The organism is Ignavibacteria bacterium (genome assembly GCA_017303675.1).
Classification (GTDB): domain Bacteria; phylum Bacteroidota; class Ignavibacteria; order Tepidaquicellales; family OLB5; genus OLB5.
Map to the genome: position 1 here is coordinate 339,230 of JAFLBX010000002.1, position 21,023 is coordinate 360,252.

General features: G+C 32.5%; 19 protein-coding genes. 17 read left to right on the top strand and 2 right to left on the bottom strand.

The window, feature by feature from the left end; translation table 11 throughout:
• Positions 1–2: 2 nt before the first annotated feature.
• Positions 3–1,379, top strand: coding sequence for an O-antigen ligase family protein (locus J0M37_10855; protein ID MBN8585583.1), 1,377 nt, complete (start codon positions 3–5; stop codon positions 1,377–1,379).
• 19 nt (positions 1,380–1,398) lie between these two features.
• Positions 1,399–2,124 carry an FkbM family methyltransferase gene (locus tag J0M37_10860; GenBank protein MBN8585584.1) on the top strand — a complete coding sequence of 242 codons (726 nt, stop codon included), beginning with the start codon at positions 1,399–1,401 and terminating at the stop codon, positions 2,122–2,124.
• On the opposite strand, the gene J0M37_10865 is transcribed toward J0M37_10860, so the two are convergent.
• Complete coding sequence (locus tag J0M37_10865; protein MBN8585585.1) at positions 2,121–3,650, bottom strand: oligosaccharide flippase family protein; 1,530 nt, start codon at positions 3,648–3,650, stop codon at positions 2,121–2,123. The genes J0M37_10860 and J0M37_10865 overlap by 4 nt on opposite strands.
• Positions 3,651–3,758: 108 nt before the next feature.
• On the opposite strand from J0M37_10865, the gene J0M37_10870 reads away from it, so the two are divergent.
• Positions 3,759–4,550: a glycosyltransferase gene (locus tag J0M37_10870; protein MBN8585586.1), complete on the top strand. Its 792-nt coding sequence runs from the start codon at positions 3,759–3,761 to the stop codon at positions 4,548–4,550.
• Positions 4,551–4,557: 7 nt separating this feature from the next.
• On the opposite strand, the gene J0M37_10875 is transcribed toward J0M37_10870, so the two are convergent.
• Entirely contained in the window at positions 4,558–5,634 is a 1,077-nt protein-coding gene (locus J0M37_10875) for a glycosyltransferase (GenBank protein MBN8585587.1), read from the bottom strand.
• 242 nt (positions 5,635–5,876) lie between these two features.
• Between J0M37_10875 and gmd the strand changes: the two genes are divergently transcribed.
• From gmd to J0M37_10945, 14 genes are all read left to right on the top strand, one after another.
• A complete protein-coding gene (gene gmd, locus J0M37_10880) occupies positions 5,877–6,920 on the top strand; it encodes a GDP-mannose 4,6-dehydratase (protein ID MBN8585588.1) in 1,044 nt (347 codons plus the stop codon).
• The gene (locus J0M37_10885) at positions 6,913–7,839 is read left to right on the top strand and encodes a GDP-L-fucose synthase (GenBank protein MBN8585589.1); all 927 of its coding nucleotides are present in this window, start codon (positions 6,913–6,915) and stop codon (positions 7,837–7,839) included. Before gmd ends, J0M37_10885 begins: the two co-directional genes overlap by 8 nt.
• Positions 7,802–8,761, top strand: a complete 960-nt coding sequence (locus tag J0M37_10890; GenBank protein ID MBN8585590.1) for a glycosyltransferase family 2 protein — start codon at positions 7,802–7,804, stop codon at positions 8,759–8,761. Before J0M37_10885 ends, J0M37_10890 begins: the two co-directional genes overlap by 38 nt.
• A gap of 56 nt (positions 8,762–8,817) precedes the next feature.
• Positions 8,818–9,801, top strand: a complete 984-nt coding sequence (locus J0M37_10895) for a glycosyltransferase family 2 protein (GenBank protein ID MBN8585591.1) — start codon at positions 8,818–8,820, stop codon at positions 9,799–9,801.
• 39 nt (positions 9,802–9,840) lie between these two features.
• Positions 9,841–10,938, top strand: coding sequence for a glycosyltransferase family 4 protein (locus J0M37_10900; protein MBN8585592.1), 1,098 nt, complete (start codon positions 9,841–9,843; stop codon positions 10,936–10,938).
• A gap of 1 nt (position 10,939) precedes the next feature.
• The gene (locus tag J0M37_10905; protein MBN8585593.1) at positions 10,940–11,113 is read left to right on the top strand and encodes a hypothetical protein; all 174 of its coding nucleotides are present in this window, start codon (positions 10,940–10,942) and stop codon (positions 11,111–11,113) included.
• A gap of 8 nt (positions 11,114–11,121) precedes the next feature.
• Positions 11,122–12,318, top strand: a complete 1,197-nt coding sequence (locus J0M37_10910; protein ID MBN8585594.1) for a glycosyltransferase family 9 protein — start codon at positions 11,122–11,124, stop codon at positions 12,316–12,318.
• 1 nt (position 12,319) lies between these two features.
• Positions 12,320–13,441, top strand: coding sequence for a glycosyltransferase family 4 protein (locus J0M37_10915; GenBank protein MBN8585595.1), 1,122 nt, complete (start codon positions 12,320–12,322; stop codon positions 13,439–13,441).
• Between the two features lie 102 nt (positions 13,442–13,543).
• Positions 13,544–14,797, top strand: a complete 1,254-nt coding sequence (locus J0M37_10920; GenBank protein MBN8585596.1) for a glycosyltransferase family 4 protein — start codon at positions 13,544–13,546, stop codon at positions 14,795–14,797.
• Between the two features lie 35 nt (positions 14,798–14,832).
• A complete protein-coding gene (locus J0M37_10925; GenBank protein ID MBN8585597.1) occupies positions 14,833–16,212 on the top strand; it encodes a sugar transferase in 1,380 nt (459 codons plus the stop codon).
• A gap of 28 nt (positions 16,213–16,240) precedes the next feature.
• Positions 16,241–17,329 (top strand): DegT/DnrJ/EryC1/StrS family aminotransferase, encoded by a 1,089-nt coding sequence (locus J0M37_10930; protein MBN8585598.1) that lies wholly within the window; start codon positions 16,241–16,243, stop codon positions 17,327–17,329.
• Positions 17,330–17,338: 9 nt separating this feature from the next.
• Positions 17,339–18,058, top strand: coding sequence for a polyprenol monophosphomannose synthase (locus tag J0M37_10935; GenBank protein MBN8585599.1), 720 nt, complete (start codon positions 17,339–17,341; stop codon positions 18,056–18,058).
• Positions 18,059–18,074: 16 nt separating this feature from the next.
• A complete protein-coding gene (locus J0M37_10940; GenBank protein MBN8585600.1) occupies positions 18,075–20,075 on the top strand; it encodes a glycosyltransferase in 2,001 nt (666 codons plus the stop codon).
• On the top strand, positions 20,072–21,022 hold the full coding sequence (locus J0M37_10945; protein ID MBN8585601.1) for an acetyl-CoA carboxylase carboxyltransferase subunit alpha: 951 nt from the start codon (positions 20,072–20,074) through the stop codon (positions 21,020–21,022). The genes J0M37_10940 and J0M37_10945 overlap by 4 nt, the downstream gene beginning before the upstream one ends.
• Position 21,023 lies beyond the last annotated feature (1 nt).

The following is a 21,023-nucleotide window of genomic DNA, read 5'->3' on the forward strand; positions in this document are numbered from 1 at the left end:
TTGTGAAGTATATACTGAATAATTCATTTTCACTATTTATTGTTTTACCAATAATTTTTGTTACAATAATATTAGTTGATGATTTCCATTCTAAATATACATTAATCACTTTTGTAGTGATCACTTCAATTATATTTTTCTTTCTAACCTTTGAATTTACAAAAAATATTGATGTATTTGTATTTACGCTAATATTTGTCTTTACTCTATACGCAATGACAGTTTTGCCTGGATGGGGCGTATTGAACAAAAATAGCGTGTTTGTAGTAGCTGTATTGTATGTAATTTGGGGTATACATAAATTTAATTTAGATTTTGCTTCCAAAAAAATTGTTATTAATAGTGTTTGGAAGATAATTTTTATTCTACAAATAATCTCTCTTATTATTTCAATTTGTCTATTTAACTTAAAAGATTTCTTTTATACTTACGGTTTACCAAAAATTATTGCTTACTTAGGGTCAGCAATATTCTTTGGTTACTATCTTCCTAAAATTATTGAAAAAAAAGTTGAACTGAAGTATTTAATTATAAAAGGTATTATAATAGCAGGCATTGTATCTTCTATTGGAGGAATAATAACGATTTTCTTAAATGTTAACCCATATTATAGTTATCCAAATAGTTCAATTTCATTTTTTGCACATGTTAATTTACCGAGTTTTCTATATACATTTTCTATCCCTTGTGTATTGTATTTAATATATTTTGAAAAAAATAATTTAAATTATTTTTCTAGGCCAATTTTAAATTTAGCTTTGATTTTAATGGTAATTAATATGTTGTTTACATTTAATAGGTCCGGAATAATTTCTATGTTTGTAGGTATTACATTTATGACAATTTTTTATTCCCGGAAATTATTAATTGGAATGATATTGGTAATCATACCCCTATCATCGTTTTTGCTGACATTTCTTATAACAAAAGGTGCAGGAACTATACTTGCGAGATTACAGCTTTATACTGTATCATTTGAAATGATGAGAAGTTCATTCTGGGGCTTTCTTTTCGGATTTGGCGTAGAGTCTAATTTTCTTTTATTCCAAAAAATTAAAACATCAAATATGATATTTGATAGCCATAATTATCCTCATAATGGTTATATATTTTTTATTCTTCAGTTTGGAATAGTACCTCTAATCTTCACATTACTCTCTTTTGTTATCCTTTTTAGTAAAAGTGTAAAATTACTTTTTCAGAAAAACAGTAATAAAGAAATAATTCTATATTTCTCGATAATTTTATCTGTGGTAATCTATTCATTTTTTGAAGATTTCTTTTTGTTTCCCGAAAATTTTATGTATCATTTAACTTGGTTTTTTTTGGGGATGCTGTATATTAACATCAAAAATCAACGTAGAATCAATAACCAATAAGTGAAAATATATCGTTTAAATGAAAAAAATGTTTAAAAGAATAATTGGCACAGCTTTAAGAAAAGTTGGATACAAGATTACTAAGGTTGAAAATGGATTTTCTATAAATTCAAATCTTGAATGGTTTAAGGATTATAAATTTAATACTATACTTGATATAGGCGCGAATGAAGGTCAATTTGCCGTATTTGCAAATTCGTTGTTTCAGGATGCTAAGATTTATTCGTTTGAGCCGATTATTAAATGTTATAAAGTATTAACTGAAATAAATAAAAAAATACCGTTGATCGTTCCTATGAATTATGCTTTAGGTAATACGAATGAAGAAATTGAAATAAATGTTAATCAATTTTCCCCATCTTCATCTATACTGAAAATGGAAAAAAAACATATTGAAAATTTTCCGTTTACAGCAAAGAGCACAAAAGAAAAAATTCTAATTAAGAAGCTGGATGATATATTAAATGAGATTGATTATAATGACAAAATATTAGTAAAAATTGATGTTCAGGGTTTTGAAAAAGAAGTTATACTGGGTGGATTTGATTTTTTGTCAAACAAGGTTGATCTAGTCATAATCGAGACATCAATTGTGAAATTATATGAATCTGAACCGGAGTTTGAAGAAATATTTTCATTATTTATGAAAATGAATTATAAGTTTAAAGGTGTAATGAATCAGTTATATAGTCCTGTAAATGGGGAAATTCTTCAGGCTGATTTAATTTTCAAGAGAGAGCATTAGTAAGAATTTTTTTTAAGCAATATTTTTATCAATGTTTTTGTAATATTATTATCAGCGCCAAAATATCTTTTTATATCCTGAATTTTAAATATCTCCAATATCCTGTACAGCCATATTGTACAAACAAACACTTGTAATGATATTGTAATTATTTGTAGAACATAATTCAGTATAATTATTTGCAAAATGTAGCTAATAGTTAAATTAATAGCAAATACTATTCCTAATTTTATCAAAGATTGTAAATTATCGAATATTAATGAATTCAAAATTATTTTTTGATAATATAACATTAACAAAAATGATGATATTATTGCCAGGGAATACGATATAACAAATGAATAAAAGCCTAATGGGTTATATAATAAAAAAATAAATATAATATTTATTACTGAATTAGTTAACTGTATATATATTGTTTTTTCTGCGTGACCCTTAGACATTAAATAATTATACATCGGAATCATTGTAGAGCTGAATAATAAGTAAATTGCTGTTATGAAAAATGTTGTTATTGATATAGTGTTTACATATTCACCTCCGATCCATAAAGAAATAATTGGTTTAGTGCAAAATACAGCAATAACAACTACCGGTAAAACTAAAAAAAAAGTTTTTTGTTCTAGGTCATGAACCAGATTTCTGATTTGTACTTTATCATTAGATCCTGAAATTAATGGCAATAATGGTTGCGAAGCTTTGCTGATTAAACCCCAAATTTGGTTTCTTATTTTTAAAGCAATATCAAAAAAGCCAACTTCTAAATATCCCATAAAATGTGATAAAAGTAGTTTAGTTAAAGGTTCATAAAAGAAAAACACTAGACTGCTGAAATAAACCTTTAAGCCTAAAGATGTTTGTTTTTTTAGTAAAGGAATAAATGTTTTGCCAATATCAGAGTAATCTATTTTACCCCAAAACTTATTAGCAGAATAAAACATTAACATAAACCATATTAACGCCGATATGAATATACTTATACCAATATGAACAAAATCCATCCAAATCAATAAGCTGATAATAATTAACGAATTATAAAGAATATTATAAAGTAATTGGTAAAAGTTAGAAATGTACATTTTCTGCATTGAATCAAGAATACTCGAAAATACCTGGCCAATAAAAAGAATTGCATTAGAAAGAACTAAGAGAATAAATAATATTTTTATTTGAAGGTAAAATTTAATCGGAATGTTTAATATAAATAATATAATAAATTGATTAAAATATATTGCTGTAAAACTAATTAAAATTGCTATAGTAAGTATTATTGAAAAAGAAATAATAATGTTATGATCGTTCTCTCTGCACTTACCTTTTTCAGCTAAAAAAATAAGTAATGTTGAGTTCAAGCCAATATTAGTAAGCATATTCAGGTTTCCAATCAAGGATATAGTCGCGAAAAGTCCGTAGTATTCAGATCCCAGAGTTCTAATGAATATTGAAACAGTGAGAAAAACAAGTATAGAGGAAATTGTTAACTGGAAAATACCGGATAAAGAATTTTTAATTATGATTTTACGCATTCATGATGACTAACATGTTAAACACAAATATTATAATATTGAAAAAATACTATTATTTTTATCTTTTATCAAATATACACAATTTTTAAATTTGATAAAAATAATACTTTGTTACCTAAAATCTCCATAATTACTCCATCGTTTAATCAAGGAAAATATATCCGTGATACGATTGAATCTGTACTTAGCCAGAATTATTCAAATTGGGAACATATAATAATTGATGGTGCTTCAAAGGATGATACAGTATCAATTCTTAAAGAATATGATCACTTAAAATGGATAAGTGAAAAAGATGAGGGTCCGGCAGATGCTATTATCAAAGGTTTTAATCTTGCGGATGGGGATATATTTACATGGTTAAATTCTGATGATTATTTCTGTAACTCAGCTCTTATGAAAATAGTTGCTGAAATTAATTCCGGATACAACATGGTAGTAGGAAATATGATAGTCGTATCTGATAAAAAAGAATATCTATATGAGAATAAAAATAATGATATATATAATTTTGAGTATCTCGTAAAAGTAAATTCCGATATTATAAAACAACCATCAACCTTTTTTACGAAAAAGTTGTATTTTGAAACCGGTGGTATAGATAAGTCACTTAAAATAGTATTTGATTATGATTTATTTTTGAAAATGCTTAAGATCACTAAACCTTCATTTTTAGATATTCCTCTTGCATATCAAAGAATTTATGATGATACCCTTACTTTACGCAGCCTTAGAAAGCAATCAAAAGAAATTTTTAAAGTTTCTCGCCAAAATGGTGCTGGAATACTAGATCCAATTATGAAAAGTATTTTAAAAAAATATATTTTTCCTGATTCTTATGGTAAATCACCTGGAATTATATACAAATCTTTAAAAACTGTTTCTGAATTTTTTAGATGAAATATTATTATGTGGAATTGAATTTATCTATTGCCATTAAAATATATTTATTACATTGATCAATATATCTGGCAGGTGAAAATTTAATATTAATATTATCTTTACCATTTTTGCCCATTTCAATTCTTTTCTCAGGATTATGATATAAGTATGAAATTTTTCCTGCTAAATCAACAAAATCCCCTGGATTATATAATAAACCATTAATATTATCATTTATTAATTCCACTGTGCCACCACTTTTAGTCCCGATTACTGGAACGCCGCATTCCAATGCTTCTAAAGTTACCAAACCAAATGCTTCATTTTTTGAACACATTAATAAAATATCATAAAATGGTAATATTTTTTTAGGATTTTCAATATTATCAATAAATGTTATATAGGAATTTAATTTATTTTGATTGATGTAATCAATAATTTCATTTTTATAAATAGGATCCCCGCTTCCAAGTATTGTAAGAGAAACATCTATTCCATGTTTTCTGCAAACATCTACAGCTTTTATTGCATCAAGTTGCTGTTTTCCTCTATGTATTGTACCTATTATAATGCAATTTAATTTGGATGAAAATGATGGTTTAAAATCAGCTGTTATATTATAAATATTATTATCATAGTATGCTTCGTATAGCAAAAATAATTTATCTGTATTTATAAAATTTTTATATTTATTCAAAACTGCATTAGAATTAACCAGGCATAGAGTTGATAAATAATTTGTTAATTTTTTAGAAATTACATTCCCAAGGTCATATATATAACCATGATCTTCAAAGCCAAATTCCCTGAAATGCCATAAATGTGGCAATTTTAATAATTTTGCAATAAAAGCACCAAAAGAGACAGTACTTGTATTTGTGTAAATAAGGTCAAATTTATATTTTTTAAGTATAAAAGCATATGGTATCATTATTATGATATTCCATAATATTCTTTTAAATTTAGATACTAATCCTGAATTATTATTTAACCATAATTTAAAGGGTATAATTCGATAATTGAAATTAAGTGATTTTAAGACATCTTCTACCGGGCCTTTTTTAGGTAATATTATTAATGACTCTATATTGTATTTCTTCAAACCGAGTAAAAGTTTTGGAAAGGATTTTTCAGCACCTCCTAAACCTGAGGAATGGGAAAAGAAACAAATGCGTATTTTTTTGTTCGTATTAATATAAATTATATATATTTTTTACAATTATACCAAAAATTTATCAGTGAATATATGACAAATTATACCCATTTTACTAAAAATTTACAATATTTCGTAAATATAATTTAGTTTACTAAATATTCTAAACTCAATTAATATTTATTATTCTCATGAAAAAAGCATTAATTACAGGTATTACAGGTCAGGATGGCTCATATTTAACTGAGCTTTTATTGGGTAAAGAATACGAGGTTCACGGTATTCTTAGACCGGCTTCAATTTTTACAACTGAAAGAATTGACCATTTATATAACGACCCAAAGATCAAAGATAAAAAACTGTTCCTGCATTGGGGAGATATGACCGACTCAAGCAATCTGAACAGGATACTCGATAAAGTTCAGCCGGATGAGATCTATAATCTGGCAGCTCAAAGCCATGTAAAAGTATCATTTGATATCCCGGAATATACCGCGGAAGTCGATGCTGTTGGTACACTCAGATTTCTTGATGCTATAAAAGAACTGCAGCTTAAAACCAGGTTTTACCAGGCATCAACAAGCGAGCTTTACGGCAAAGTTGCTGAAATACCGCAAAGTGAAAAAACCCCGTTCTATCCCAGGAGTCCGTATGCTGCAGCAAAATTATACGCGTTTTGGGTAACTGTAAATTACAGGGAGGCATATGATCTTTTTGCATGTAACGGAATTTTGTTTAACCATGAATCACCGCGCCGTGGAAAAACCTTTGTTACCCGTAAGATAACACAGGCAGCAGCAAAAATTAAAGCAGGCATGCTGGATACTGTTTATCTCGGAAATCTTGACGCTAAACGTGACTGGGGTTATGCCCCTGAATACGTTGAATCAATGTGGCTGATACTGCAGCAGGATAAACCAGATGATTATGTTGTTGCAACAGGTGAAACGCATACTGTCCGTGAATTCTGCGAACATGCATTTGGTGAGCTTGGTATGACCCTTAAATGGGAAGGTAAAGATGAAAATGAAAAAGGTTTTTGCGTTGAAACCGGGAAAACAGTTGTAAAAGTTGATGAAAAATATTACAGGCCAACGGAAGTGGAAATATTGATCGGAGATCCTGCAAAAGCTAAACGCATTCTGGGCTGGGAGCCAAAAACAAAGTTTAAGGAACTTGTTAAAATTATGGCTAGAGCTGACTATGAAAATATTACCGGAGAAAAAAATGCTTAAGGATTCCAGAATATTAGTTGCCGGAAGCAAGGGACTGGTTGGCTCTGCAATTGTCAGAAAACTGGAAGCCGAAGGCTTCAGTAATTTAATTACTTTTTCCAGATCTGAACTTGATCTTATAAACCAGGCTGCAACTAAACAATTTTTTGAAGAAAAGAAACCTGAATACGTGTTTCTGGCTGCCGCTAAAGTTGGTGGAATTTTAGCTAACAATACTTATCCGGCTGATTTTATTTATGATAATGTCATGATAGAATCGAACATAATCCATTCAGCCTATTTAACAGGAGTTAAAAAGCTGCTTTTTTTAGGCAGTTCCTGTATTTATCCGAAATTTGCCGAACAGCCGATAAAAGAATCATCCTTATTAACAGGTGAGCTTGAGCCTACGAATGAGCCATATGCAATTGCCAAGATACTTGGAATAAAAATGTGCCAGTCTTATCACAGACAATATGGTATAAACTTTATTTCTGCAATGCCTACTAATCTGTATGGGATAAATGATAATTTTGACCTGAATAATTCTCATGTACTTCCTGCACTGATCAGGAAGTTTCATGAGGCTAAAATTAATAATTTAACTTCTGTAGAACTTTGGGGAACAGGTTCACCATATCGCGAATTTTTATATGTAGATGAACTTGCTGATGCATGTTATTTCCTTATGCAGAATTATAATGAACCGGATATTGTTAATATTGGTACAGGAAAAGATATTACCATAAAAGAACTTGCTGATCTTGTAAGAGCTATAGTCGGTTTTGACGGAGAGATTATATGGGATACAACAAAACCGGATGGTACTCCAAGGAAACTTCTTGATGTTTCTAAACTGAACTCTCTGGGCTGGAAAAGCAGCCTTTCTCTTAAAGAGGGAATTGAAAATACTTATAAATGGTATCTCAGTACAGTTTAGCAGCTTTATGATGGTAAGTATAATCATAGTAAATTATAATGTTTTTGGTATACTTAAGAATTGCTTAAACAGTATATACAGGAAGTTTAAAGAATTTGAATTTGAAATAATAGTTGTAGATAATAATTCCCCTGAACGGGATATTGATTCAGTTAACCATATATTCCCTGATGTAAAATACCTGAGTTTAAAGGAAAATTACGGTTTTGCTAAAGCAAACAATATAGCTGCTAAAAATGCTGCAGGAAATTACCTGCTATTCCTTAATCCGGATACCCTGATTGCTGAAAACTTCATTCCTGATTTCATTGACAGATTCAAAAATGACCAGCGTACAGGTATTTGTGCCCCGGGTTTAGTTTACCCCGATTATTCTTTTCAATCTTCCACAGGACCTAAACTGGGTTTATTATATGATTTTCTTGAATCTTTTATGTTAGTTGATCTATACAGAAAGCTCACAAGAACAAAATATATTACAGGTTTAAATAAAGTGTATAAAGTTGGCTGGGTAAGCGGAGCGTGTTTATTCATTGAAAAAAAAATATTTGAATCTGTTGGGGGATTTACTGAATCATATTTCCTAAATTATGAAGATATAGATCTGTGTTTTAAAATCCTGAAAAACGATCGTGAAATATTTTATATGCCCTCTTTAAAATGTATACATTTGGATCATAAGAGCTTTAATAAAGATTATGAAAGGCTAGTATTTACGAGGTATTCAGGCAGGCTGAATTATATTAAATTAAATTACAATATTATACAGCGAATATTTTCTCGCCTTATTTTCATTTCCGGTTTATTTCTCAAAATTCTTCTTGTTAACTTTTCATACACCACGAATGAAAGAAAATCAAGAAGAAACGGTTACATAAAATCTTTAAAGCTTTATGCGGGTATGCAAAATAATCTGAAATAATGTCAATTATTTAATCACTGTAAATAAATTAAATTTAATACATCTTTACAGTTCATATGGATTTAAGTATAATCATAGTAAATTACAATGTTTACAATGACGTTATTGAATGCATAACCAGCATAAATAATAATGTAAGTAAGCTGAGTTATGAAATAATTGTAGTTGATAATAATTCTTCGAACAGAGATATAGAAAACCTTAATAAGATCTTTCCGCAGGTAAAATTGATATTAAACCGTGATAACAAAGGTTTTGGCTACGCAAATAATATCGGTGCTGCAAATGCAGCAGGGGATTATATAGTATTGGTAAATCCGGATATTTTTTTCCCGGATAATTCACTCGAAAAAATGTATGAATTTATAGTTTCAGATCACCGGATTGGTGTTGTTGGCCCGGTACAGGTAAAGCCAAACAGCGGAATAGAATATTATTATACTTTTTTCCCAAGCATATATTCCCGGTTAATGCAGGAGTTCAGGCTGTATATGACAGCTCCTGTTATGAAACAGAGGTTTTACAATTTCCTCGATAATAATATCAAGCTTGCTAAACCATTTCAGGTGGATTGGGTTATGGGCTCTTGTATGATGCTTAAAAGGAAATTGTTCGATGAAGCAGGCAGATTTGATGAGGCTTTTTTCCTTTATGAAGAAGAAACTGAACTTGAATTCAGAATCAAGAGTGCCGGATACCGTAACTATATGATTCCAGAAGCAAAAGTACTTCATAATCATCACAGCTCTTCGGGTAAATTAGGTGTTTTATTTGTTAACTACCAGGAATTCAGAAGCAGGATAATATTTGATTGTAAAAGATTCAAAGGAATAACATATCTATTCCGAAGAATTTCAATTTCAGCTGCATTGATAACAAGGATCATTTATTTTTCTATAAAATCCATTTTTAATAAAAGATCAAAGAATAAATTACTGGCAAATTATGATCTGTTCTTATTTTCAATAAAGAACAAAAGTGATATTTCGAATGACAGGTACAATTTTGATAAAAAATTACATCTTTTCATTCAGCAATAATATTTCAATGAAAATTTATTATATTATTATCTATTTAAAATGAAGTTAATTTATGATCATGAAATATTTGCAAGGCAGAGATACGGAGGTGTTTCAAGATATTTTTATGAAATTATCTCGGGGATCGCAGAGAAATTCCAGCCAGAAATAGACCTGTATCTTGGATATAATATCACTGGATATGATTTTTCGAAAATAATCGGCAACATAAACATTGAAAAAAAAGATTTAAGCTACCCCTCTAAGCTTCACTTCATAATTAATCAGTTTAACAAAAAGGGTTTCAAAAATTATTCTTCTAAAAAAAAATATGATGTTTTTCATAAAACTTACTACTCAGATGTTGGTCTGGGACTAAAAACAAATATAATTTCAACTATACATGATATGACACATGAATTATATCCTGTATATTTTACCAAAAATGATGGTACATCCGGAAAAAAGCGGAAAAGTGTTGATTCTTCAAAGGCTATAATTTGTGTTTCTGAAACAACAAAAAATGACCTGGTGAAAATTTTTAATGTATCACCTGAAATTATTAAAGTTATTTATCACGGCATAACATTAAAAAATGACAGGGAATGCAAAACTAATTTAAAAAAGCCTTATTTGTTATATGTTGGACAGAGATGGGGTTATAAAAATTTCAACCAGCTATTGAGTGTATATGCTCATGATAAAGCTCTGAATGGTAATTATGACCTGGTATGCTTTGGCGGGGGTGAGTTCAATTATTCTGAAAAATTATTCATTGCAAAAAATCACCTTGAAAACAGAGTAAAGCAGGTAAATGGAAATGATGAAATATTAAAAGCGCTCTACAGTCACGCAGAAATGTTTATTTATACATCGCTTTATGAAGGATTTGGATTTCCGCCACTTGAAGCAATGGAGTTCGGCTGTCCTGTGCTTAGCAGCCCTGGAGGCTCAGTTAGTGAAATTTTATCAGATTCAGCCTTGTTCTATGATACATCCAGTGGAAATGACCTTTTAAACAAAATTCAGCTGTTATTAAATGATGAAAGCATTAAACAGCAATATATATTAAAAGGTAAAAACAGGGTGAAAGAATTCACATGGGAAAAAAGCATCATTGAACATTACAATTTTTATAATGAAGTAATAAACAGCTAGAATGAAAATAATATTTTTAATTATCGATCTTATCCTGCTACCGGTAACACTGTTTCTTTCATTTTTCTTTTATCTAATAAGAAAAACCGGCGAAGACAGGCTTGTGATTTGCAATAAAGTTCTGCTTGCAAAGGGAATTTTACCTACAAAAACTTATTTTGAAGAAGCTATTTAACTTCCTGATTGCCTGATATTAAAAAAAATATTAAGCTGCTTTTGAATAAAGCAACGGGAATAAAGTTTTCTAAAAAAAAGCTGCCCGAAACAAATGATATTCGAAAAATTCTGATAATTTCCCTGTATTTTGCAGGTGATCTTCTTTTCCATTCCGCAGTAATTGAAATTCTAAAAAAACTTTATTCTAATGCCTCTATAGACCTTCTGACAAGGTCTTCATCTGCAGGTTTGCTTAAGAATGATCCAAGAATTGATAATTTTATCCTTTATGATAATTTAAAAACCACCGATTACAGAGATCAGTCTGCTCCGGATGAAATAGGATACAAAAATCTAATTAATGATCTAAAAATCAAAAATTACAGTTTAATAATTGATCTTACCGGTAAAAGAGCTACAGCTTTAGCTGTTAAACAAATTGATGCGGGTTATTCAATTGGTTTGAATTACGACTATAACGGCAGGTCATATGATAAATTTGTATATTCCAACACTGCATCAGAAAAAGGACATTTGATAGATAAGTATTTGAATGTTATTAAATCTGGACTCAATATCGATAATTTGAAATGGCAGGAATTAAGAAAAAGCGTTCTAACAAAACCTTATATTTATTCAGACCCGGATTCTGTACTTAAAGCGGAAAAAATACTGGAGAAAATGGGACTCCGATCGAAAAGTTTTGCAGCTATTCACTTAACATCTGGTTGGCCAGCTAAAGAGCTTCCTTTAAAAACTTTTTCTGATTTAATTGTATATCTGGAATCAGAAGGCATAAATTATGTTTTAGTTGGTGATTCTAATGATAAAAAAAGAGCTGCTGAAATTGATGAAATGCTCAGTAATAAATTTGATTTGAAGAATAAGTTTGCTGAGGCTGATTTTAAATGCTCTTCTGAATTGATAAAATTATCAAGATTATTTATCGGAAGTGATTCAGCCCCGTTACATATCGCTTCTGCTTATGATATACCTGCAGTAGCTTTATTTGGCCCCACAAATCCCGGATTTTCAGCTCCAACCGGTAAAAATGTAAAAATGATTTACCATAAACTGCATTGTTCAGCTTCAGATGATAAGCAATACTGCACTCGAAACGGAGGATTTACCTGTCCCTATTATGAATGTATGGCCAGCATCTCTTCATCTGAAATAATAAATGCGGTTAAAGAGCTTTGGGGCAGCGGAAAGGTGAATAATTAGAATGAAAAAAATAAACCTGCTGCATGTGGTTTGTAATAATGAATTCAACGGAACCGAGCGTTACGTAGTTGACCTGGCTAAAAATCTGAATAAAGATGAGTTTAATGTAATTGTAGCTACACCTATGAAGGGTCCGCTTTCAGATATTTTAAAAGAAAATAATATCCGTGAAGAAGTTTATGATAACGGTAAAAAATTCTACTACTCTTACAAAGGTTTAAGGAACCTTTACCGTATTATGAAAAGGAACAGGATTGATATCGTTCACGCAAACGCGAAATTTCAGCCGTGTATACCTGCAATGTTTGCCGGGGTTAAGTTAAAGGTAGAGACCAGGCACGGTATCTTTTATTCTCTTAAACAACTTGAATCACTTTCTATTCCAAGGAAAATTTATGAGTATTCAAAACAGTTCTTTGTGGATGATTTTATTGCAACATCAGAAAATGATAAGGATACATTGATCAAATATTTCAATATTAAGCCCGGGAAAGTATCAATATTGTATCTTGGTATTGATTTTGATGATATGCAAAAAAGGAGCAGCGGACTTTTCAGGCTCAAACCGCGCTCTAACAGCGGTGAATTTATAATAGGCCATATTGGCCGGCTTACCTTTCAAAAAGCTCAGGAATATTTACTTGAAGCTTTCAAAATTATAAATGATAAGTATCCATTCACCAGGCTTGTTATTGTAGGCAGCGGTGAAAATGAGGAAATGCTCAAACAATATATTGCTAAAAATGATTTAACTGAAAAAGTTGTTTTTAAAGGGTACATTAAAGATATTTACAGAGAAATGCAGACATATCATGTACATGTACTCACTTCCAGGTTCGAAGGAACAGGTTATGTTAACCTTGAAGCCATGGCTTTGGGGGTGCCATTTATTACATCAAATGTAGGCGGTGCTACAAATTTTTTTACCTCAGGTCATGATTCAATTATTACAAATGTTGAAGATCCGGTATCTACTGCTGATGCGATTGAATTGCTGTTGATTGATGAGGATTACAGACAAAAATTGATAAATAATGCTTTTGATACAGTTAAAAAGTATTCAGTTCAATCAATGGCTGTAAGTACTGCCCGTTATTACAAAAACAAATTAAATTCAGCATAAATTATCTGAATTTTACCCTTATTTTATCTAAAACCGCCATAATTAGTGATAAATAATAGAATTGTATTAAACCGCAGATAATCTAATATTTGCCGATTATCTATGTCTAATAAAAAGCGGTTTGATCTAAGAATAGTAAGCCAGCCTTTTTACCCTGAAATGGTAAGCTCAGGGCAGGCTTTAACGGAATTAGCGGAAGAATTAACATCTTATGGACTAAAAATTAAGGTTATTGCCTCACAGCCAACAATTTTAGAAAACAGTAAAACTGTTCCAAAAGTTATTGATTATAAAGGAATTCATATTTTAAGGACATGGTCCACCAGGTTCCCCAAGTTATCATTTATCGGTAAATTTATAAACCTGATAACTTTTTTTATTACTGCTTCATTCGATATCCTTTTCAACGATAGAAAAGTACCGCTGCTTCTGGTAACTAACCCGCCATATATGGCTTTAATTGGCTGGTTTAATAACCTACTGAACGGTACAAAATACGGTGTTCTTTTATTCGATATTATGCCTGAACAGGCAGAGCTGCTTAACATGGTTAAGCCCGGGGGATTGCTTTCCAGGTTATGGAGGAAGATCAATAAACTTTGGTATATACGTTCTTCTTATGCAGTTGTATTAAGCAAAGATATGCTGCAGGGAGCAATAGAAAATGCGAACCTGAACGGTACTAAATATGAAGAGGAATGCAGAAACAAAACTCATATAATTCACGTTTGGTCTGATGACAGGGTCATTAAGCCAAAGGCAAAATCTGAATCAGCTGCAGCTAAGGAATTGAGCATGAACGATAAGCTTGTTGTGCAGTATTCCGGCAACCATGGCAGGTTTCATGATATCGAGTCAATTCTGAATATCACAGAACATTTTGCAAATGATAACAGGATAATATTTCAATTCATTGGTGAGGGATTTAAAAAGAAAAATGTTGTAAGCTTTAAAAATGAAAAAAAGCTGGAAAATATATACATCAATACATACGTTCCGAAAGAAAAGCTGCAGGATTCACTTGCGATGGCAGATCTTGGTGTAATTGCTCAGCTGCCGGCGCAGGAAAGAGTGTGTTATCCTTCCAAGCTTTTGGGAATTATGTCAGCGGGTAGAGCGGTGCTTGCAATATGCTCACCTGAAAGTGATATGGCAAAAATGATAAGGGATCATGATATGGGTTTTGTAATAAGAAACGGAGATACAGCTTCAGCTGTTGATGTATTAAATATGTGTCTTAATAACCCGGGTATATTGAATGAAAAAGGCAGAAATGCATTCAACTATCTTAACCGGAATTTGACACTTGGCTCTGCGGCAAAAAGCTATTATAAGCTGATCAAAGATTTCAGCTGATTTACTTTCTAAAATAACTTTGCAGCTATACAATATTGTCAAAAAGATCAGAAAAAATATTATTAATCGTATCAGACTTTGTGACAATAAACGCGGCATGGATACTTTATTATCTTGTCAGGGTTGAATCAGGCTGGATACCTAATACAGCGCCTACTTCGTTCCTGATACCACTGGCTGCTGTATATTTTTACTGGATAGTAATTTTTTCTTTTTCCGGTTTATACCAGCACTGGTTTGTAAGATCCAGGTTTGATGAGTTTGCATCAGTTTTAAAAACCATTTCATTTGGATGTTTTATCCTGTTCTTTCTAATATTTCTTGATGATGCTATCAGCGATTCCAAAGCAATTTCAAGATTTCTGATCCTGATATATTGGGGTTTAATGATATTCTCTGTAGGCTCAGGCAGAATTCTTATCCGCAGCTTCCAGATGACAATGCTTCAAAAGGGCATTGGCCTCAGGAATTCAGTTATTGTCGGAACAGGAAAACGCGGAAGTGAGCTCCAAAACCTGGTGAATAAATTCCCTCAGCTTGGATACAAGTTTTCAGGATTTATTTCAGTTCATAAAGTTAAACCAAATGATAATATTTTGGGTGATATTTTAGCTCTGAAAAATATCATCGATAAGAATAAAATTTCAGAGGTATTGATAGCTCTTGAAGAATCGGAAAAAGATAAGCTCTTCGAAATTATCAGGTATTGCCAGGAAACGGAGGTAAACCTGAAAATTATGCCGGATACTTATGAGATTGTGAGCGGGTTGGCTAAAACAAACCAGCTTTACGGCGTTCCTTTCATAGAAGTTATGCCGGAAATTATGCCTTATGGCTCTAAGCTTTTTAAGCGGGTTCTGGATATAATAATTTCTTCTTTCCTGTTGATAGTACTTTCACCGCTTCTGCTGATCATTATCCTGGCTATTAAGCTTAGCTCTAAAGGACCGATTTTTTATACACAGGTCAGAGTCGGAAGAAATTCAAAACCATACAACATGTACAAGTTCAGGTCAATGGTTAAGGATGCTGAAGAATATGGACCTGAATGGGCGGGTGAAAATGACCCAAGGATAACCGGAGTCGGAAGGCTTATAAGAAAGATTTATCTTGATGAAATTCCGCAGCTTTTAAATGTGCTGAAAAATGAAATGAGCATTGTTGGCCCAAGGCCGGAAAGGCCGTATTTTGTAGATAAGCTAAGCCGGGAGATTCCGTATTACTATAAACGTTTAAGCGTTAAACCCGGAATAACAGGCTGGGCACAGATAAAACATAAATATGATTCTTCGCTTGATGACGTAAAAGAAAAACTTAAGTATGATTTCTATTACATAGAAAATATGTCTTTAAAATTGGATTTTAAAATAATGATAAACACTTTTTTAGTAGTAATTTTTATGAAAGGTCACTAATTATAAAATGAGTATTAAAAATATCCAGATGGTGGATACTAAATCACAGTATCAAAAGATCAAAGCTGAAGTAGATAAAGCGATCCATGATGTAATTGATAGTACGCAGTTCATCCAGGGACCTGCTGTAAAAAAATTTGAAGAAAATGCAGCAAAATATCTTAATGCTAAACATGCTATCGGGTGTGCATCAGGAACTGATGCTCTCCAGATAGCAATGATGGCTTTGAATGTTCAGCCCGGCGATGAGATATTAACAACACCATTCACGTTTGTTGCTACCACAGAAACTATTGCGATACTTGGAGCAATACCGGTATATGTAGATATTGATCCTGAAACATACAATATTGATGTAACAAAAATTGAAGCCAAAATTACCCCAAAGACCAAAGCGATCATGCCTGTTCATTTATACGGCCAGCCATGTGATATGGACCCGATAATGGAAATTGCCAAAAAGCACAATTTATATGTTATAGAAGATGCTGCGCAGGCAATGGGGGCGAAGTATAAAGATAAAATGATCTGCACGATCGGCGACATAGGCTGTATAAGCTTTTACCCAAGTAAAAATCTCGGAGCTTTTGGCGATGGCGGCATGATAACCACAAATGATGATGCACTGGCTGAAAAGATACGAATGATAATCTCGCACGGTTCTAAAAAGAAATATTACCACGAAACACTTGGCGTTAACAGCAGGCTTGATTCCATTCAGGCTGCAATACTTGATATAAAGCTGAAATACCTGGATGAATACTGCGATGCAAGATATAATGCTGCTATGAAATATAACGAAAAATTCAAAGGCATATTTGAAACTCCTTATATTATGCCCAGTTCAAAACATATTTTTCACCAGTATTCTATCAGAGTCAAGAACAGGGATAAAATGATGGAATTCCTGAGATCACACGGAATACCTTCAATGATATATTATCCCGTACCGCTGCATATGCAGGAAGCCTATAAATATGACTATAAACCAGGAGACTATCCGGTTTCAGAAGAAATTGCAAAGGATATCATTTCTTTGCCGATGCATACAGAATTAACCGATGAGCAAATTGATTTTATTTCATCTAAAGTAATAGAATTTAATTCACTTCAATAAAACGGAATATTGAAAAGAGCATTAATAATAATACCCACATATAACGAAGCTGAAAATATTGTTAATATTATCAATGAACTTGTAGCCATAAATTATCCTGATGTGATAATTGAGATCCTTGTAGTAGATGATAATTCAACCGATGGAACAGCAATGCTTGTTAAAAACCTGGCTCACCAGCGTGTACATATTATCGAAAGACCCGGAAAAATGGGTTTAGGAACAGCTTATATTAAAGGTTTTGGCTATGCCATTGAAAACAATTATGATTATGTTTTCGAAATGGATGCTGATTTCTCACACGACCCTGAAGCTATTCCGGGATTTCTTGATAAGCTTAAAGAGTATGACCTGGTAATAGGCTCCAGGTATATAGAAGGTATTGCTGTGGTGAACTGGCCGCTTAGCCGCTTAATGATAAGTATTGGCGCAAGTTATTATACCCGTATGATAACATTTCTGCCGGTGAAAGATGTTACTGCGGGATTTATGGCATACAGGGTTGGCTCTTTAAAACAGATCGATTTTAATAAAGTGCATTCCAACGGGTATTCTTTCCAGATCGAAATGAAATTCCGTATGTGGAAAAAAGGATTTAAGATAACAGAGATACCTATCGTATTCATTGATAGAAGAGCAGGGGTTTCCAAGATGTCGAGAAAGATAGTATATGAAGCTATGTATATGGTATGGAAACTAAAGCTGAAATCAATTTTTAATAAATTATAAATAAATCATCTGATATTTGATAGATATATCTGTAATAATAGTTAATTATAATGTAAAGGAACTGTTAGAACAGTGTATCAATTCTATCCTTAAAGCTTCTGACGGCCTGAAAGTAGAAATAATTGTTGTAGATAACAATTCTTTTGACGGAAGCATAGAATATCTGAAAAATAAATTCCCGTCTCATCCTTCCATTAAGCTTATCGAAAGTCCAATAAACCTGGGTTTTGCAAAAGCCAATAACCTTGGAGTAAAGGAATCCAGGGGAGAATACCTGTTAATACTGAATCCTGATACTATTCTTCAGGAAGATACATTGACAAGCTCACTGAAATTTTATAAAGAGACCCCCGGTATCGGTGCAATGACTTGCAAGCTTATACTTCCTAACGGAAAGCTTGATCTTGCCTGCCGCAGAAGCTTCCCCACGCCCTCAGTTGCAGTTTACAGGATAATGGGGCTAAGCCGGCTGTTTCCTAAAAGCCGAAAATTCGGCAAGTATAATCTTACATTTCTAGATGAGAACAGTACTTATGAAGTTGATGCTATTGTAGGCGCGTTTATGCTTATTAAAAGGGATGTATATGAAAAAGTAAAAGGATTTGATGAAGATTACTTCATGTACGGAGAAGATCTTGATCTTTGTTTCAGAATAAAAAAAGCCGGTTATAAAATATATTATTACCCTGATACTTCGATTATTCATTACAAAGGTGAAAGCACCAAAAAAAGCAGCATTTCATATGTAAATAATTTTTACGGCGCTATGCAGGTATTTGTTAAGAAGAACCTTAACACAAGCTTCTGGCTTATGAACCTGCTTATAAGGATATCTATTATTTACAGGGCTTCAATATCATATTTTACAAGGCTGGTTAAAAACAATTACCCGATACTGCTTGACCTTTTGTTTATTGTGAGCGGTATGATACTTGCCATTTACCAGCGTTTTGAGTTCTTCCCGTTGGAAGCTTACACACTTGTGATATTCGTTTATACATTTGTATGGCTGGTTACACTTGCGCTCAGCGGTTCATACAGCAAAATCGAAAAATTTTCACTGGTCAAGCCTTTGAACGGTATCCTTATCGGATTTTTCGTAAACTCATCATTCACATATTTTTTCAATGAATACGCTTTTTCAAGAGCGGTAGTGCTGCGCACAGTAGTGAATGCATATCTCTTTATAGCTGCATGGAGACTGGTGGCCAAAATTGTTAAATATTCTAAAAGCAGGAGTATTTTTAAAACCGTAAATACTCTTATTATCGGAAAAAATGATGAAACCGAAAGTTTTATTGCAAAGCTTAAAACGAGGGTTGACAGCGAATATGAATTCATAGGATATATTTCACCTAATACCAGCCACACTGAAGGCTTTATAGGCAATTTAAATAACCTTAAGGATATTGTAATATCAGCAAAAATAAGAAATATTGTTTTTGCAAAAAATGAGCTTTCAAACCAGCAGATACTTGATATGATGTGGTCTTTAAAAGACCAGAATATCAGCTTTAAGATATTAGCCGGAGACAGCGATATTATTCTGGGTAAATCTGCTTTGGATAAAATCGATGATATTTATCTAATGCAGATTGAATATAATATCAATAAGAAATTCAATATATTTGTAAAACGGATTTTTGATATTTTTTTGGGAATATTTTCACTTTTCACTGTTTACCCGGTTGCGCTTATTGTTTCTAAAATGCCGGCTTATTATAAAAAACATGAAAAGTTCTTTAAAAAGCTGCTGCTTATTCCGTTTGTTATCACAGGAAAATACAGCTTTGTTGGCAGGGCTACATGGGATAAGCCTCAGCAGGGGATGCAGTACCTTGGGAAGAACGGCTTAACAGGGTTAGTTCAGATTAACCTGCACAGGAACCTGAGCGGTGATGAAATTGAATATTTTAATTTTTACTATGCCAAGAACCAGTCACTTGCACTGGATATTGAAATACTTTTAAAGACATTATCTTTATTTTTATTTAGAAAGAACGTACCAAACTTATGAGCAAGAATGTATTGGAATTTGAAAAACCTATCATTGAGCTTGAGCACAAGATAGAAGAAATGCGCGCTTTATCAGATAGCCTTGATATATCCAATGAAATTGGCAAGCTTGAAAAAAAGGTAAATGAACTCAGAACTTCAGTTTATAAAAATCTCACACGCTGGCAGATAGTACAGATAGCCCGCCACCCTGAAAGACCATACAGCCTTGATTATATTTATTTAATGACAGAGAACTTTATAGAAATGCACGGCGATAGAGCCTATGGCGATGATAAAGCTGTTGTTGGCGGATTTGCCATGCTGGATGGCAAGCCTGTTATGATAATAGGGCAGCAAAAGGGCAGGGATACAAAATCAAATATATACCGCAACTTCGGAATGATGAATCCCGATGGCTACCGCAAAGCCTTAAGGCTTATGAAGCTTGCCGAAAAATTCAACCGTCCGGTAATTACACTAATTGATACACCCGGCGCGAACCCGGGTATTGAAGCAGAAGAACGCGGGCAGGCTGAAGCTATCGCAAGGAATATTATGGAAATGAGCAGGCTTAAAGTGCCTATCATTGTTTGTATCATTGGTGAAGGTGCCTCAGGCGGAGCGTTTGGTATTGGCGTTGGTGACAGGATCCTTATGCTTGAATACTGCTGGTATTCTGTTATTTCACCGGAATCATGCTCAAGCATTTTATTCCGCTCATGGGAATACAAGGAACAGGCAGCAGAAGCTCTGCAGCTTACTGCAAATGACCTTGTAAAACATAAGATTGTTGACAGAATTGTAAAAGAACCGGAAGGCGGCGCTCACCGCAATCACAAAGAAGCTGCTGAGCTTCTTAAAGAGGCTATACTGGACGAGCTTAAACAGCTTGAAAAAGCTGACCCCGATAAATTCCTTGACCAGCGCACTAAAAAATACAGCGCAATGGGTTACTGGGAAGGTTAAT

Excerpts from the sequence above, each read along its gene's own strand:
- J0M37_10920 (MBN8585596.1), top strand. The coding sequence starts at position 13,544 with ATGTCTAATAAAAAGCGGTTTGATCTAAGAATAGTAAGCCAGCCTTTT.
- J0M37_10930 (MBN8585598.1), top strand. The coding sequence starts at position 16,241 with ATGGTGGATACTAAATCACAGTATCAAAAGATCAAAGCTGAAGTAGAT.
- J0M37_10860 (MBN8585584.1), top strand. The coding sequence starts at position 1,399 with ATGAAAAAAATGTTTAAAAGAATAATTGGCACAGCTTTAAGAAAAGTT.
- J0M37_10895 (MBN8585591.1), top strand. The coding sequence starts at position 8,818 with ATGGATTTAAGTATAATCATAGTAAATTACAATGTTTACAATGACGTT.
- J0M37_10900 (MBN8585592.1), top strand. The coding sequence starts at position 9,841 with ATGAAGTTAATTTATGATCATGAAATATTTGCAAGGCAGAGATACGGA.
- J0M37_10945 (MBN8585601.1), top strand. The coding sequence starts at position 20,072 with ATGAGCAAGAATGTATTGGAATTTGAAAAACCTATCATTGAGCTTGAG.
- gmd (MBN8585588.1), top strand. The coding sequence starts at position 5,877 with ATGAAAAAAGCATTAATTACAGGTATTACAGGTCAGGATGGCTCATAT.
- J0M37_10915 (MBN8585595.1), top strand. The coding sequence starts at position 12,320 with ATGAAAAAAATAAACCTGCTGCATGTGGTTTGTAATAATGAATTCAAC.
- J0M37_10865 (MBN8585585.1), bottom strand. The coding sequence starts at position 3,650 with ATGCGTAAAATCATAATTAAAAATTCTTTATCCGGTATTTTCCAGTTA.
- J0M37_10905 (MBN8585593.1), top strand. The coding sequence starts at position 10,940 with ATGAAAATAATATTTTTAATTATCGATCTTATCCTGCTACCGGTAACA.
- J0M37_10885 (MBN8585589.1), top strand. The coding sequence starts at position 6,913 with ATGCTTAAGGATTCCAGAATATTAGTTGCCGGAAGCAAGGGACTGGTT.